Below are 13,908 nucleotides of genomic sequence, written 5' to 3'. Positions count from 1 at the left end.
TATATTCCTGTGTCATTACACAACCGGCAAACCGAGGTTTTCACGGAGGGTGGCGAACGCGTAGTCATCGCGGAACAGCCCACGACTGCGCAGCTCCGGGATCACACATTCAATAAACAGGTCTAGCTGCTCTGGCATAATCGCTGGCATGATATTGAACCCATCCGCGCCGCCCTGCGCCAACCACCGCTCAAAATCATCGGCAATATCTTCGGCGGTACCGACAATGACGCGGTGACCTCGTGAACCGGCGGCGACCGCCGCTAATTCGCGTAGGGTGAGATTTTCACGTTTCGCCAATTCGGTCATCAGTTTCACCCGGCTCTGATTCCCTTCGCCCAACGGAACTTCCGGTACCGGGCCATCCAGCGGATAGTGACTGAGATCCATATTGAAACGTAGCGATAATTGGCGTAGGCCATTATCGATATCGACGCGCGCATTTAAATCTTTCCACAGGGCCTGCGCTTCAGCGCGTGTGCGGCCAATAATCGGCATCACGCCTGGCATAATCACCACATGGTCCGGGTTACGCCCGGCGGCAATAACCTGATCTTTTTGCGAACGGTAGAAGGCCTGCGCTTCTTCCAGGCTGGCCGCGGCGGTAAACACCACCTCGGCGGTTTCGGCCGCCAATTTTTGCCCATCGGCAGAAGAACCGGCTTCGATAATCACCGGCCGTCCCTGCGGCGAGCGGGTAATATTCAACGGCCCCTGAACCTGGAAATGTTCGCCTTGATGGTTGATTGGCCGAATTTTGTCATCAATAAAGTATTGGCCGGTCTCTTTGTTCGGCTGTACCGCGCCCTCTTCCCAGCCTTCCCACAGCTTATAGGCCACTTCAAGAAACTCACGCGCCCGCGCATAGCGTTCCGCATGATTCGGCATGTCGCTGCGACTAAAGTTACGCGCGACATCGGTAGAAAATGAGGTCACCACATTCCAGGCGGCGCGCCCGCGGCTGATGTGATCGAGCGAAGAGAAACTACGCGCCATGGTGAACGGATCGCTAAAGGTGGTGGAGGCGGTTGCCGCCAGACCAATGCGTTTGGTGTTCACCGCCAGCGCCGACAGCATGGTGAGCGGCTCCAGACGCGCCATAGTCGAAGGAAGGCGGTACATGCTGGTTGCCAGGGCATCGCCGACAAAAAACAGGTCAAACTTACCGGCTTCGGCTTTTTTCGCGAGGGTAATCAGCCAGTCAATATCGGTGGGATCGCCCAGCTGCTCAGTCAAACGCCAGCCACTGACATGTTGCCCTACCGGTTGTACAAAGAGGCCCAGTCGTAAGTGACGCTGTGGGGTTGAACTGTCCATAAAATGTCCTGGTCAATATACAAGTAAAATGCGCGCCGTCGCGCGGGTTAAAAGGTGCGATCGGTCGCCAATAACGCTTGCTCCAGTACCGCTGGCGAAATACGGAACGGCAGGCGTTCTGCGCTAGCGGACGGGAACTTGATTTGTTCAGCGATAGCGCGCATGGTCGCCACGCGATCGCCAGTTAGCGGCGGAAGCTGGAGCGGCATCGCATACTGGCGCAACAATGCCAAGAGTTCCGCATCGGGTTCAGCGTTATTTTCAATTAGCGATTGCACCAACAGGCTGTAACCGACTTTCTCGCCATGTAGCCAGTGATGAAGCTCAGGCTGATGGGTCAGACGATTATGAATCGCATGCGCAAAGCCCGGCGTGGGCAAGGTGTCACGCACGCTGTTCGCCAAACCGGCCAACACGATATTGGCGTCAATCACTTTCACCAACGCCGGCGTGACCTGCTGTTGCTGGTTAGCCGCTACCGCCAGCGCGCCAAACTGACGATAAGTCTCCAGCGCCCGCTGCGCGGTCATCACTTTCAGGTTCAGCGCTAAATCATTCGGGTTGTGACGCTGGTAAGGATAGAACTCATAATATTTTGCCAAAGCATCAACGATACCGGCCTGCAGATAACGTACGTCGCTGCGGGCGATTATCTCGCTATCCACCAATACCAGTTCGGGCATTTTGGCCAACGGCTGGCTACGCACATGGCCGCCCTGCTCGGTGTAAATGATCGCTACCGGTGACCAAGCCGCACAGGTTGCCGCTACTGTCGCGAAGTTGACGACCTTCAGGTCGGGCAATTGGCTACCGACCGCTTTGGCGGTATCCAGTACGCGCCCGCCGCCAATCGCCAGCAGCAGTTCGGCTTGCTGTTGCTCAACATGGTTTTTGAGGGTGGCAATCGCATCGTCGGTACATTCACCAGACAGATATTCGCATTCCCAGCGAATTCCATTGGCATCTAAGCTTTGGCTTAATTCCGGGTTCACGGCCTGCCAAGCCTGCGGGGAAGTAAAAATACGGATATGCGTGGCATACGGCTTAATAAACTCACCGGTGCGTGCACGCAAACCCACTTCATGTGCGTAGGCACGCGGAGATTTGATCGCTAACACGGCGTCACCCTGATAAAAAGAGGAAGAAATATAAATAAATCCACGCTATTTCAGTCGCTTAATGCGAATTTGTTATAGCGCTGTCTATTTTTTGCATACTACGGTAAATAACGATTTAAGCAATCAAAAATCACGGTTTTCAATTTCACAAAATAATCTTAGCTTAGTTATTTTTTAGATATAGAACCTATCCTGTTTACTGTTAATCTTATTAACACTAATTATTGCCTTTATTATTCCGTCCTTGCGGCGGTATTTCCGGGGATATGCATGTCACTCGATTTTCGTCAGGTCAGAGAAGATGAGGTTGAAACTTATCTGGCGCTGATGCACGCCGCTTATGCGCCGGTAAAAGCGCTGGGCATTCACTTCGACGCCGCCAGCGCCGACCGCGAAAAAGCGTGGCTTCACCTGCAACGTCACGGGGTTTATGCGCTGTATGCAAATGGCGTGATGGTTTCCTCCATCACGGTGCGCTATCCGTGGGGGCCGCTACCGGGGCCGTTCAACTTACCGCATATTGGCTGGTTCGGCGCTCATCCTGACTATGCAGGCCAACGCTATGGTCGCCAGGTTCAGGATCTGCTGGAGCAGCAAATTCTGATTGGTCAGCTACGTGCGCCTGCGGTCTCGCTGGGTACCGCCATCAACCATCCGTGGCTAAAGGAGATGTACCTAAAACGCGGGTTTCAGCCGATGCATACCACCGACCTTGGTAAAGGCCACATTACCCTGTATATGAAAAAAGTACTGAATGCCGCCGCGCATGACGCCTGGCTGACGCGGCAGGCGGTATCCTGAGGAACCCGACGATGAGCGATCTTAATTACCAGGCGTTAGGCGAACAACTCGTTGCCTTTCGCCACGAGTTACACCGTTTTCCTGAGCTCTCTAATCAAGAGTTTGAAACGACCGAGCGCATTCGCCAACAGCTGGAAAAGTATCAGATTCGGGTTCTGCCGTTCTCGCTGGAAACCGGTTTAGTGGCAGAAGTGGGCCCGCAAAATGGCCGATTAGTGGTGCTGCGTTGTGATATTGACGCGCTCCCTATCGACGAACAAACCGAGTTGAGCTATCGCTCACAGCGCGCGGGCGTGATGCACGCCTGTGGTCACGATTTCCATAGCTCGGCGGCGCTGGGTGCCGCTATTTTACTGAAACAGCAGGAGGCAAGCCTGCCGGGCCGGGTTCGCATTTTGTTTCAGGCTGCGGAAGAAACCGGTCAGGGCGCGCCGCAAGTGATTGCCGCTGGCGCATTGAAAGACGCGCGAGTTATTTTCGGTATCCATAACGATCCGTCGCTCCCCGCGGGCGTCATTGGCAGTAAAGCCGGGCCTTTAACCGCGGCGGTTGACCGTTTCGACATCACCGTTACCGGCACCGGCAGCCATGCCGCTAAACCTCATCAGGGCAACGATCCGGTTGTGATTGCCGCACAGATCGTCGCCGCCGCCCAAACGCTGATCAGCCGCAATGTCTCTTCCGCCGATAACGCCGTGGTCTCGATTACACAGATTCATAGCGGAAGTAGCTGGAATGTTATCCCTGATAGCGCCTGGCTGGAAGGAACGGTGCGCTCCTTTTCACAAAGCGCGCGTGAACGCATTGAGCAACGCTTTCGCGAACTGGTAGAGGGTATTGGCGCCGCCTTTGCGGCGGAAGTCCGCTTTAACTGGCATGCCGGGCCGCCATCGGTGGTGAATGATGCCTACTGGGCGGATTTTGCGTTGCAGCAGGCGACAGAAAGCGGTTTTGACGCGCGGGTGGTGGAAGCCAGCCCGATTGGCGAAGACTTTGCCTTTTACCAACAGCAACTCCCCGGCGCGTTTATGATGATTGGTACCGGCGAACCCTATGCGCTGCATCATCCGGCCTTTCGGGTCAATGATGAGGTGCTGTTCCCCACATCACGCTATCTCGCCAATCTGGCGGTAGCGGCATTGCATAACCTGCAGAGTACTCAGCCATGACATTAACCGCCGCGCTGGTTGAACGTCTGGTTCATAGCCAACCCGATGCCGAGGCGCGCGAAGCTGCGCGGGTCGGCGTTTGCGATCTGCTGGCGGTCACCTGGCCTGTCTTACAAGGTCAGGTACCGGATAGCGGTTTACCCGCCTTACGCACGGTATATGGCGATGGCAGCCTACGCAGCAATGCGCTACTGCTTGGCTATGCGGGCCATGCTTTAGATTTTGATGATTTTCATCCTGACTTTCGTGGCCATCCCAGCGTCGTGATTTTACCCGCGCTGTTTGCCTGGCTGCAGCAGCACCCTGCCGATGTCGATACTTTTCTCGACGCCTATATCATCGGGGTAGAAGTAGCCGGTCGTCTCGGCCTCGCCGTTAGCCAGCAGCATTACGCGTTGGGTTACCACAATACGGCGACACTCGGCACGATTGCCGCCGCTGCCTCGTTGGCGCGTTTGTTACAGCTCGACGAAATTGCCACCGCTTCCCTGCTGGGGATTGCCGCTACCGAGGCAAGCGGTTTGCGCGCGCAGTTTGGCTCCGCGGTGAAACCCCTGCACGCCGGTTTTGCCGCCGAACGCGCGGTTACCGCCGCACAGCTAACATTAGCCGGAATCGCTGGCCGACCGACAGGCGTGATTGAGGCGTTTATCACTGCCAGTAGCAATCAACAGGCATCCCCGGAAAAATTACTGGCGGATTGGGGGCAGCCATGGCGTATCAGCACGCCGGGGTTAGAATTTAAACCTTTCCCGACCTGCGCCGGTACGCACAGCGCGGCAGAGGCAACGCGTATTTTACGCCGCCAGTGGCTGGCTGCGGGTCACTCGGTTGAACATCTGTTGGATCAGATTGTCGGGATTAGCGTCGCTTTTCCGCCTGGCGGCGACATCGCGGCGTCGGTACGTGTTCCCACCGACGGTATCGAAGCACGTTTCAGCCTGGAGTATGTGATTGCCGCCATGCTGATGTATGACGATCTCCGACTGCAAGATTTTGCTGAAGGCGCACTGAACCAGGCAGTGATGCCGCTGGCTGCCAAAGTACGCCGCGTACCGGACCCCGCCGCGCCGCCGGACACACTTAATCCGGCGTTACGCTTTCATCAAGTGACGCTAACCTTGCGCGATGGCACGCAACTCTCGCAACGACGTACACGCCAGCAATCACTGGCGGACCCGGTTGATGTCGCGGGTAAACTGCATCTGGCGCTGCAACAGGAAACGCCAGCGCGTCAGCAACAATTGTTGCAGTGCAGCACACTACGCTCGACGTCTGATTTGAACGTCTTGCTCCATTTTCTTCGCGTTTGACCAGCTATCCTAAAAAATATCCTCCGGCATAGCCGGAGGTTTTTCTTATGCGCCTATAAGGCTCTGTTATTCCGTCAGTATTTCAGCCGCGTGATAAGTAGATTTAAATCAATAGTTTTTTGAAGCAAACTTTCTTAGTAGGATAACCTCATCGTTCACAAGGATAGAGGCGACTTTATGGCATCAGTACCAGCCATCGGCCCCGGCGCGCAGGTAATCAGAAATAATATGCGCGAAGCCCGTAGAAATGGCATGCCCAGAAACATGGCAACAGCAGCAACTTATTATTGGTTCTATACAATGGTCAGGAACCGTGGGCGTTGGGATTACAAACAATTCGACCCTTACTTTGCCAACTTTGGAAATTTCAATTTTGGCGCAACCGGCACAGCAGCAGGTATACCTGAAAATATCCTTTTAATGGGAGCTGGATGGGCTCAAAGTCATGCAGGTACCTCTAAATCTGAATGGGGGCTCTGGTATCAAAAACCGCCTTATGGTGATGACCCAACCGACCAACGATATATCAGAGAAGGAATTGAGTATGCACACCAGAACGGTTATTAAATGGATGCATGGTCTTTTGACCATTTTCCTGCTGATTCTGGTTGGTGGTTTCATCTACCTGAATCATACAAGCGATAGTCGTTCTGGAGATGAGCTACAACACAGCTATAAAATTAATGACCGCCTGTGGCTATACACCACCATAAACAGAGAGGGTAACGCGACCGTACCAATCATCTATCGCTTTTATTTGGCGGGAGAAATCATCGGAAACAATAAAGTAATTATCAAAAAACTGAACGATGAAATACCGTTTCTAACTGGAAATGGCAGTATCAGCAGCATAAATACTACTGATAATGAAAACATCAATGTTGTGTATAGTGGGAAGATATATTCTCTTAATAATACAATTAGCTATTCGATAGATAACCACCAAGTTAACGCCCATATCTCTTTTTGTATTAACTAAGGGGCTTTTATAATTGACTTATAGTCGAAAGCTTTACAGAACGTCCAACCTGGCTCGGGTTTTCTATATAAAAAACGGTGCTTAAAGCACCGTTGCAATAAAGTTTCTGACCCGCCCATTTTCAGGGTCATTAAGTACCTCAGCGGTTGGCCCCGCCGCCACAATTTTGCCGCCTTCCATAAACACAATATTGTCAGCCACTTCCCGCGCAAAGCCAATTTCATGGGTGACGATCACCATCGTGATACCGGAGTGCGCTAACTGCTTAATCACCTGCAGCACTTCTCCCACCAGTTCCGGATCGAGCGCCGATGTCGGTTCATCAAATAACATCACACCGGGATCCATTGCCAATGCCCGCGCAATCGCGACGCGCTGTTGCTGCCCACCGGACAGATTCTGCGGCCACTCATCTTCACGCCCCGCTAACCCCACCTGCTTTAGCAACGCCAGCGCTTTGTCAGTGGCCTGCTGGCGGCTGTGCTTTTTGACCCGCATAGGCGCGTCAATGATGTTCTGCAGCACAGTGCGGTGCGGAAACAGATTGAACTGCTGAAACACCATACCAATTTCGGCGCGTTGGCGGGCAATATCACGGCTGTTCAGCTCATGCAGCGCCTGCCCTTTCTGCCGATAACCAATAATTTCACCGCCGATGCGAATGGTTCCGCCATCCAGTTTTTCCAGATGATTAATGCAACGCAGCAGCGTAGATTTTCCCGAACCTGACGGCCCGAGGATAACAGTAACCGAACCGGCCGGCATATCGAGGTTGACTTCATTGAGAATGGTGACGCCGGAGAAACGCTTGGTCACCTTACGTAATGCAATCGCTTCAGCCATTGCTGACGCTCCTCTCCGCTTTAGAGACCGACAGACCCGGCAGTGATTGCAACAGGCTACGTTTTTCCCGGCGCGTTACGCCACGGCCAAAATAGCGCTCCACATAATATTGACCAACCGATAAGACTGACGTCATCAACAGATACCATAATGTCGCCACCAGCAGCAGCGGGATGACTTCATAGGTTCGCTGATAGATAATCTGCGCAGAGAACAGCACATCCTGTAGTGAAATCACCGACACCACCGCCGTGGTTTTCAACTGCCCGATAATCTCATTACCGGCGGGCGGCATTATTGCACGCATCGCCTGCGGTAATACGGTGTGACGGAAAATCTGTGCCGGTCGATAACCTAATGCGCGCGCGGCTTCCAATTGACCGTTACCTACGCTTTGAATTCCGGCACGCACAATTTCTGCCGCATAGGCAGATTGATGCATCACCAGCGCGATTACCGCCGCGCTGAACGGGCTGATTAACGCGTTGGACTGCGCGCTCCAGATTTCGCCCAGCCCCGGTAGTGAGAGTGAAATTGAAGGATAGAGCGCGGCAATGTTGTACCAGAGGAACAATTGCACCAGCATTGGCACACCGCGGAAAAACCACGTATAGGCCCAACTGACCGCGACCAATACCGGGTTAGAGGAGAGGCGCATTAGTGCCAGCACGGTGCCAAACGCGAAGCCAAGAATGACCGAAATCGCGGTGAGTTGCAGGGTCATAATGACGCCTTGCAAGATCGATGCGCCGGTAAAGTTCTCCGCAATCACGCTCCATTCGAAGCGTGGGTTATTAATCATTGAGTGCGCCATTGCCACCACGCACAGCAGTACCACCAGCGCGCTCAGCCAGCGTCCATAGTAGCGTTTGCCAACAATTTTTAAATCATCGGTGTGGCCCTGCAACTCACTCATTTAAAAATCTCTTGATTACGTTTGGCTTCTTTGACCGCGCCAAAGCCGATGCCCCAGCTATCGAGGATTTTTTGGTAGCTACCGTCTTTTATTAGCGAGTTAAGCGCAGCCTGTACCGCAGGCTCTAACGCAGAATCCTTCGAGAAAGCAATCGAAACCGGCGCATCATTAACGGTGATGATACCGCTCATGGTCAGCGGCTTAATCACTTTCACCTGCCACAACAAGCCTTCATACGGCCCAAGGAACATCGGCACGCGTCCGCTAACGACTGCCTGCACGCCTGCCGGGCGGTCGGGAAAGATCGAAACTTTTATTGGCTGTTTGCCTGCCGCTTCACACGCTTTGCCAGCCTCCTCCAGGCGCGTAACCTGGGTAGTGCCCGAACCGGCGCCGCTCTCTTTGCCGCACACGCTGTCCAGCGTTTTAAACGGCGGAATATTGGCATCTTTACGGGAAATAATGCCGAGCCGACTGGCATCGTAGTAGCTGACAAAGTCGATCTGTTTCAAACGTTCGGTGGTGGCGTTAACATTCGAGAGCGCGACATCGTAGCGACCGGTTTTTAAACCTGGGATGATGTTGTCAAAGCCGCCAGTATCGCGCCACTGTACCTGGATACCCAACCGTTCGCCCACCGCATTCATAATGTCGATTTCACGCCCGGCCAGCGTTTTGTTGTCTTCCTTATAGAAGGTGGTCGGCGGCGTATTGGGGTTGGTGCCCGCCACAACATAACCGCGCTTAACCACATCAGCCGGTAGCAGGCTTTTTAATTGCGGATCGGGTTGAACATGGTATGAACTGGCTGTCGGGACGGCTGGTTCGGCGGCAAACGCGGTGTGCGCCCCCAAAGCAAGGGCGAAAAGCGTTATTCCTTTGGCGAATTTCACTGGAACCTTTCTCCTGATATTGAAATATTTCCCGTCGGGAAAAAGCGTTGAGGTAGCGATGTATTTTTCACCTGTGCCGCCCGCTAGCCGCGCGGCGAAAGGTTTTTTCATCCTCTTAACGTTCTGGTGACATTCTCAGTGAAGATATGCAGCGATCACAAATGCAAAAAACAGCTATCGATTGCCGATTATCAGCAATAGAACCCGGCAGCGGAGGCGTCCTGCGTTGCTCAAACGGGCATCGCGCGTCAGGCGTTATCTAAAGCGGGGTTAGTCTGTAGGCGGTCCGATGGGATGTTGCACGACGTTGTGACGATTTTTTCTTAACCATAACCTTTTGGTCTAACGGCGGTAGCCCGATAACCGGCCTGGTGACGACATCCAGCAGTACGGATTGATTGCCCAATCAGCCTGGGCCGATTGGGCGCATTTTTCGGCATCACAACGGCTGATGCGCGGTTTCTTTCGCCTTCCATAATGCAACTAAGGTTATCAATAGCGTTAATATTACATATCCCGAGACCCACAGCGTGCTGCCGCTCTCTTTATATAAACTGGTAATAATCAAGGGTGCGAAACCACCGCCAATAATGCCTGCCAGCGTGTAGGCCAGTGAAGAACCGGCATAACGCACCTGTACCGGAAACTGCTCAGTGACAAACGCCGCTTGCGGGCCGTACATCACCGCATGAATCAGTAACCCGCCAATCACTGACAAGCAAATCAGCACCGGATGCGTACTATCCAGCAGGATAAAAAAGACAAACGCCCATACCATCGCCAACAGCACCCCGGCAATATATACCGGGCGACGTCCCAGCCGATCCGATAACGCGCCAAACAGCGGTACGGTAATCGCATTCCCGATCGCCCCCAGCATGGTAGCGGTTAAGGCTAACGGACGTGGCAGGTGCAGTACCGTGGTGACATAGGTCAGCGTAAATACCACCACCAGCGCATACAACACATCGGAACCAATCCGCGAGCCACCGGCAATCAGCAAGGCGCGCGGATGGTGTAAAAACACCTCTTTTATCGGCGTGTGGGTGGTGCTGTGGTTCTTTTCCAGTTGCAAAAAGGCCGGCGTTTCGCCTACGCCACGGCGCAGCCATAATCCAAAGATCACCAGCGCCAGGCTCAACAGGAAGGGAATGCGCCAGCCCCATAGCTGAAACTGTTCAGTGGAAAGCGCGACGGTGATAAGCGTAATAAAAATGGTGCCCAGCAATGTCCCGCACGATGGCCCAACCTGGGCGAATGAGGCATTGCGTCCACGTTGGTGCGCTTTGCCATGCTCCATCGCCAGCAGTACCGCGCCGGCCCACTCTCCGCCCAAGGCGATACCTTGTATAAACCGTAAGGAAACCAGTAGCAGTGGGCTCCAAATTCCCCAAGCGGCGTAGCCCGGCAGCAGGCCCATTAAGCCAGTGGTCACGCCCATAATCACTAACGTAGTAACCAGTACAAAACGTCGCCCCAGCACATCACCGAGATGGCCGAATAGCATGCCGCCAATCGGGCGCGAGACATAGCCTACCGCATACGTTGAAAAGGCGAGGATAGTTCCCACCAGCGGGTCGAACGAAGGAAAGAACACATGGTTAAAGATCAGCGCCGCCATGATGTTATAGACCGTGAAGTCATACCATTCGAGCGCGGTGCCGATTGCGCTGGCCGCCGCCAGGCGACCGGTTTTTGGCGGCTGGCTGGTCGCCTCTTCGGCGCGCGTCTTATGCGTCGGATGGTCGGTGTTTGACAGGCTCATCATGTTCTCTCCTGGTGGGTGAGTTGCCAGCTCAGCGCGTAAAATTGCGCCTCGGCATTAATCTCCCGGCACGCCAGTTCTGCAAGCCGCTCGCCACATGCGGCTTCTCGGCTCTCAATCAGCAGCATGGCGTTCATTGCGCGCGGCGCGGCAGCCTCTTTTGGCAGCGGCGTGCTGAGTTCGGCGTCCGGTAACAGGAGGCTTGAGGTGATAAAACCGTTCTCACGTAGCATCCGTTCACCTAAATGACGAGCCTCTTCACTGGACAGTGGTGTATGACAGGTCAGGATACTGAGATGACTGCCGGTGCCGATCCCGACTCGCCCCTCAATGGCACACACCCGGCGCATCGGGTTGACCATGTTATTCAGGTGAGTGACCGACCACTGAGTTTGTCGGGTAAAGGCCGCGTGATAGGCTGCACTGCGAAAGGTTGCCAACGTGCGCGTTTTATACAGCCCTAAATATTTTCGCGTGGCGTCGAGCGCTTGATAGCGCGTTCCGCTGAGAAACCCTTCAATCGCGACGCGCTCCTCGACATGTTCGCGGTCATACCATTGGTTAAAATCGGCTTCTTCGGCCGGTGCTACATCCGTCGCAACAAAAAGCATTCCCTGAGCAGCAGTATTCATGGGGTGTCTCCCGTGGTGTGTGAGTGTGCCAGCGCGTGTTCAATGCAGAGCGCCCAGCTCATTACGGCGTTATCGTGCAGCGGTAAACCGGCCAACATCAGCCCGACCGGTGCCTGACCTGCGGTATGGCAAGGTAAAGAGACGGCACAGCCGTCAAGGAAGTTAATCAACGAGGGATTGCGCAGCATCGCGCCATTGAGGGCAAAGTAGTGTGCTTCGTCAGCCTCCAGTTCAGCGATAGTCGGTGCAATAACCGGTACCGTTGGCATCAGCATCGCATCATAGCCGTTCAGCCTTTGCGCCACCCGGCACTGCCAGTCGGCACGCTGCCGCTCGAGTAGTTGGCGATCATTTGCGGTTAACTCCGCGCCGCGACGGATACGCGAAAGTACCCGTTGGTCATACTGCGCGGCATTCTGCTCAATTAATGTGCGGTGCCACTGCCAGGACTCCAGCGCGGTAAAACCGCCGCCCGCGTTGAAGCCCGCGACCTCGTTAAACTCCTCCATCGGCAACCACTCCAGCGTGGCCCCCGCCTGACGCAGGGTGTCGAGTGCCGCGTGCCAGGCGGTTTCTACCCCGGCGTCTAGCCCCTCCAGCACCACGCTTTGTGGTAAGGCAAAACGTGCATGACGTAAGGATTTTTCTTGGGTTAACAATGGAGTATCGGCAATGACGCTATCCAGCAGTAAACAACTACGCACGTCATGCGCAATCACGCCTACGGCATCCAGTGCCGGAGAAAGCGGCAGGACCCCGGCACGATCAATACGGCGGGCAGTCGGTTTATAGCCGGTCAGGCCGCTCAGTGCCGCCGGAATACGTACCGACCCGCCGGTATCGGTACCGACTGCGCCAAAACACATCCCGTCGCTAACGGAAACGGCCGCGCCGGAAGAGGAGCCGCCGGGAATACGGCGTTGTGCGCGATCGAAGGCATTGGCGGGCGTTCCGTAGTGCGGATTCACGCCCAATCCGGAATAGGCAAACTCGGTCATATTGGTTTTACCGACAATCACCGCGCCAGCCTGCCGTAGGCGAGCAACCACCGCCGCATCTTTTGATGCCGCCGTTGCATGACATAGCACACGCGAACCGGCGGTTGTCGGCTCCCCGGCAACGTCGAACAAATCCTTAATCGAAATGGGCACGCCATCCAGCGGGCTGCGCGGACGCTGCTCAAGGCGACGTTTATCCGCCTGCGCCGCTGCCGCCCGCGCCTCTTGCGCATACAGCCGGGTAAAGGTTAACTGCCCCTCACCTTGCGTATCTCCGATTGCGCTTAACGCCTGTTCGGTCAACGTGGCGGCATCCACTTCACCCGCCGCCAGCGCGCGGGTTACCTGCAACAGAGAACGTGTCATCGGCTCCTCCTCAGGCAATAATCGGCAGTTCAACACTGCGATAGTGGTGCGTAATACTGCATCCGCGTTGCTCATCAACCAGCGCCATACGAAACTCGGTCGCGGGCCGAATGCCGCCAATCGCCGCCAGCGTGCCGCAAGTCATCGCCAGGCCGTTTTCCGGTAGCGGCTGACCGGCGAGATAGTTCTCCAGCAAATCAAACGGGGTACGTAATGCACAGAGCGTGCCCTCTTGATACAGCACCCACTCGCCCTGCTCGCGGATCCAGGCACGCAGTATTAGCTGGTCCCAATGCGCAGCGACCTCACGCATCCGCCACGCTTGATGCGCAACAGGTTTAACGCAAATCTGTTTGGATAACGCCACGCTATGGGTTTCCAGCTGGCGGTCAGTGTGGTCAGACGCCAACGAAACATACAGTTCGCCTTGATGGGTAAACACAAACGGTTCCGCTTCTCCGGAGGTATTACCGCCGACGACTTCAATCTGTTGTTGTTGTGAAAGTTGATTGGTTGCCACGCGATAAAACAGTGGCACTGCACTAGGTTGGTGCACACCCAGCGCTTCCAGCTCACTAATGTGGTGCATGATGGCTTCACGATCCCTTCCAGTCCATCCTGCTATAATTAATTGATTAATATCAACTTCAATCAAATCATTTGCAGCATTGTCACGGCTAAAATGCAGTTTCATCGTGTAAAACCTTTGTTAAAAATCACTGTGAAATTTCACTCTAGCTTAAAACAGGCGATTTTTGTGCCATCTTTTGTGTAGAATGTGGAAGAGTTCAAATTGCG

The 13,908-nt window shown here is 54.5% G+C and carries 14 protein-coding genes; 5 read left to right on the top strand and 9 right to left on the bottom strand.

The features are described from left to right. Positions 1–15 precede the first annotated feature (15 nt). Together PMPD1_RS09665 and PMPD1_RS09660 are read right to left on the bottom strand one after the other, a co-directional pair. A complete protein-coding gene (locus PMPD1_RS09665; protein WP_173633835.1) occupies positions 16–1,317 on the bottom strand; it encodes an LLM class flavin-dependent oxidoreductase in 1,302 nt (433 codons plus the stop codon). A gap of 47 nt (positions 1,318–1,364) precedes the next feature. Beyond that, positions 1,365–2,435 carry an iron-containing alcohol dehydrogenase family protein gene (locus PMPD1_RS09660; protein WP_173633834.1) on the bottom strand — a complete coding sequence of 357 codons (1,071 nt, stop codon included), beginning with the start codon at positions 2,433–2,435 and terminating at the stop codon, positions 1,365–1,367. A gap of 270 nt (positions 2,436–2,705) precedes the next feature. On the opposite strand from PMPD1_RS09660, the gene PMPD1_RS09655 reads away from it, so the two are divergent. The 5 genes from PMPD1_RS09655 to PMPD1_RS09635 all read left to right on the top strand — a co-directional run bounded on the left by PMPD1_RS09655 (position 2,706) and on the right by PMPD1_RS09635 (position 6,697). Further along, positions 2,706–3,236 (top strand): GNAT family N-acetyltransferase, encoded by a 531-nt coding sequence (locus PMPD1_RS09655; RefSeq protein WP_173633833.1) that lies wholly within the window; start codon positions 2,706–2,708, stop codon positions 3,234–3,236. A gap of 11 nt (positions 3,237–3,247) precedes the next feature. Next, positions 3,248–4,405 carry an amidohydrolase gene (locus PMPD1_RS09650; RefSeq protein ID WP_173633832.1) on the top strand — a complete coding sequence of 386 codons (1,158 nt, stop codon included), beginning with the start codon at positions 3,248–3,250 and terminating at the stop codon, positions 4,403–4,405. Beyond that, on the top strand, positions 4,402–5,718 hold the full coding sequence (locus PMPD1_RS09645; protein ID WP_173633831.1) for an MmgE/PrpD family protein: 1,317 nt from the start codon (positions 4,402–4,404) through the stop codon (positions 5,716–5,718). The genes PMPD1_RS09650 and PMPD1_RS09645 overlap by 4 nt, the downstream gene beginning before the upstream one ends. A gap of 177 nt (positions 5,719–5,895) precedes the next feature. Beyond that, positions 5,896–6,285 (top strand): polymorphic toxin type 44 domain-containing protein, encoded by a 390-nt coding sequence (locus PMPD1_RS09640; RefSeq protein WP_173633830.1) that lies wholly within the window; start codon positions 5,896–5,898, stop codon positions 6,283–6,285. Continuing rightward, positions 6,263–6,697 (top strand): hypothetical protein, encoded by a 435-nt coding sequence (locus PMPD1_RS09635; protein WP_173633829.1) that lies wholly within the window; start codon positions 6,263–6,265, stop codon positions 6,695–6,697. Before PMPD1_RS09640 ends, PMPD1_RS09635 begins: the two co-directional genes overlap by 23 nt. An 81-nt stretch (positions 6,698–6,778) precedes the next feature. Here the strand turns inward: PMPD1_RS09635 and PMPD1_RS09630 are convergent, their stop codons facing one another. The 7 genes from PMPD1_RS09630 to PMPD1_RS09600 all read right to left on the bottom strand — a co-directional run bounded on the left by PMPD1_RS09630 (position 6,779) and on the right by PMPD1_RS09600 (position 13,804). Further along, the gene (locus tag PMPD1_RS09630; RefSeq protein WP_173633828.1) at positions 6,779–7,540 is read right to left on the bottom strand and encodes an amino acid ABC transporter ATP-binding protein; all 762 of its coding nucleotides are present in this window, start codon (positions 7,538–7,540) and stop codon (positions 6,779–6,781) included. After that, positions 7,533–8,456, bottom strand: coding sequence for an amino acid ABC transporter permease (locus PMPD1_RS09625; RefSeq protein WP_173633827.1), 924 nt, complete (start codon positions 8,454–8,456; stop codon positions 7,533–7,535). The genes PMPD1_RS09630 and PMPD1_RS09625 overlap by 8 nt, the downstream gene beginning before the upstream one ends. Continuing rightward, positions 8,453–9,349, bottom strand: a complete 897-nt coding sequence (locus tag PMPD1_RS09620; RefSeq protein WP_173636175.1) for an ABC transporter substrate-binding protein — start codon at positions 9,347–9,349, stop codon at positions 8,453–8,455. The genes PMPD1_RS09625 and PMPD1_RS09620 overlap by 4 nt, the downstream gene beginning before the upstream one ends. A gap of 439 nt (positions 9,350–9,788) precedes the next feature. After that, on the bottom strand, positions 9,789–11,114 hold the full coding sequence (locus PMPD1_RS09615; RefSeq protein WP_173636174.1) for an MFS transporter: 1,326 nt from the start codon (positions 11,112–11,114) through the stop codon (positions 9,789–9,791). Continuing rightward, positions 11,114–11,746, bottom strand: coding sequence for a DUF4286 family protein (locus PMPD1_RS09610; RefSeq protein WP_173633826.1), 633 nt, complete (start codon positions 11,744–11,746; stop codon positions 11,114–11,116). Before PMPD1_RS09610 ends, PMPD1_RS09615 begins: the two co-directional genes overlap by 1 nt. Beyond that, positions 11,743–13,110 (bottom strand): amidase, encoded by a 1,368-nt coding sequence (locus PMPD1_RS09605; protein WP_173633825.1) that lies wholly within the window; start codon positions 13,108–13,110, stop codon positions 11,743–11,745. Before PMPD1_RS09605 ends, PMPD1_RS09610 begins: the two co-directional genes overlap by 4 nt. Before the next feature lie 10 nt (positions 13,111–13,120). Further along, positions 13,121–13,804 carry a DUF2848 domain-containing protein gene (locus tag PMPD1_RS09600; RefSeq protein ID WP_173633824.1) on the bottom strand — a complete coding sequence of 228 codons (684 nt, stop codon included), beginning with the start codon at positions 13,802–13,804 and terminating at the stop codon, positions 13,121–13,123. Between the last annotated feature and the right edge of the window lie 104 nt (positions 13,805–13,908).

This window comes from Paramixta manurensis, from assembly GCF_013285385.1.
Classification (GTDB): domain Bacteria; phylum Pseudomonadota; class Gammaproteobacteria; order Enterobacterales; family Enterobacteriaceae; genus Paramixta; species Paramixta manurensis.
Note: the sequence above shows the minus strand (reverse complement) of the source record. Positions and strands in the feature narration are given on the sequence as shown.

Excerpts from the sequence above, each read along its gene's own strand:
- PMPD1_RS09665 (WP_173633835.1), bottom strand. The coding sequence starts at position 1,317 with ATGGACAGTTCAACCCCACAGCGTCACTTACGACTGGGCCTCTTTGTA.
- PMPD1_RS09655 (WP_173633833.1), top strand. The coding sequence starts at position 2,706 with ATGTCACTCGATTTTCGTCAGGTCAGAGAAGATGAGGTTGAAACTTAT.
- PMPD1_RS09650 (WP_173633832.1), top strand. The coding sequence starts at position 3,248 with ATGAGCGATCTTAATTACCAGGCGTTAGGCGAACAACTCGTTGCCTTT.
- PMPD1_RS09645 (WP_173633831.1), top strand. The coding sequence starts at position 4,402 with ATGACATTAACCGCCGCGCTGGTTGAACGTCTGGTTCATAGCCAACCC.
- PMPD1_RS09640 (WP_173633830.1), top strand. The coding sequence starts at position 5,896 with ATGGCATCAGTACCAGCCATCGGCCCCGGCGCGCAGGTAATCAGAAAT.
- PMPD1_RS09635 (WP_173633829.1), top strand. The coding sequence starts at position 6,263 with ATGCACACCAGAACGGTTATTAAATGGATGCATGGTCTTTTGACCATT.
- PMPD1_RS09630 (WP_173633828.1), bottom strand. The coding sequence starts at position 7,540 with ATGGCTGAAGCGATTGCATTACGTAAGGTGACCAAGCGTTTCTCCGGC.
- PMPD1_RS09625 (WP_173633827.1), bottom strand. The coding sequence starts at position 8,456 with ATGAGTGAGTTGCAGGGCCACACCGATGATTTAAAAATTGTTGGCAAA.
- PMPD1_RS09615 (WP_173636174.1), bottom strand. The coding sequence starts at position 11,114 with ATGAGCCTGTCAAACACCGACCATCCGACGCATAAGACGCGCGCCGAA.
- PMPD1_RS09610 (WP_173633826.1), bottom strand. The coding sequence starts at position 11,746 with ATGAATACTGCTGCTCAGGGAATGCTTTTTGTTGCGACGGATGTAGCA.
- PMPD1_RS09605 (WP_173633825.1), bottom strand. The coding sequence starts at position 13,110 with ATGACACGTTCTCTGTTGCAGGTAACCCGCGCGCTGGCGGCGGGTGAA.
- PMPD1_RS09600 (WP_173633824.1), bottom strand. The coding sequence starts at position 13,804 with ATGAAACTGCATTTTAGCCGTGACAATGCTGCAAATGATTTGATTGAA.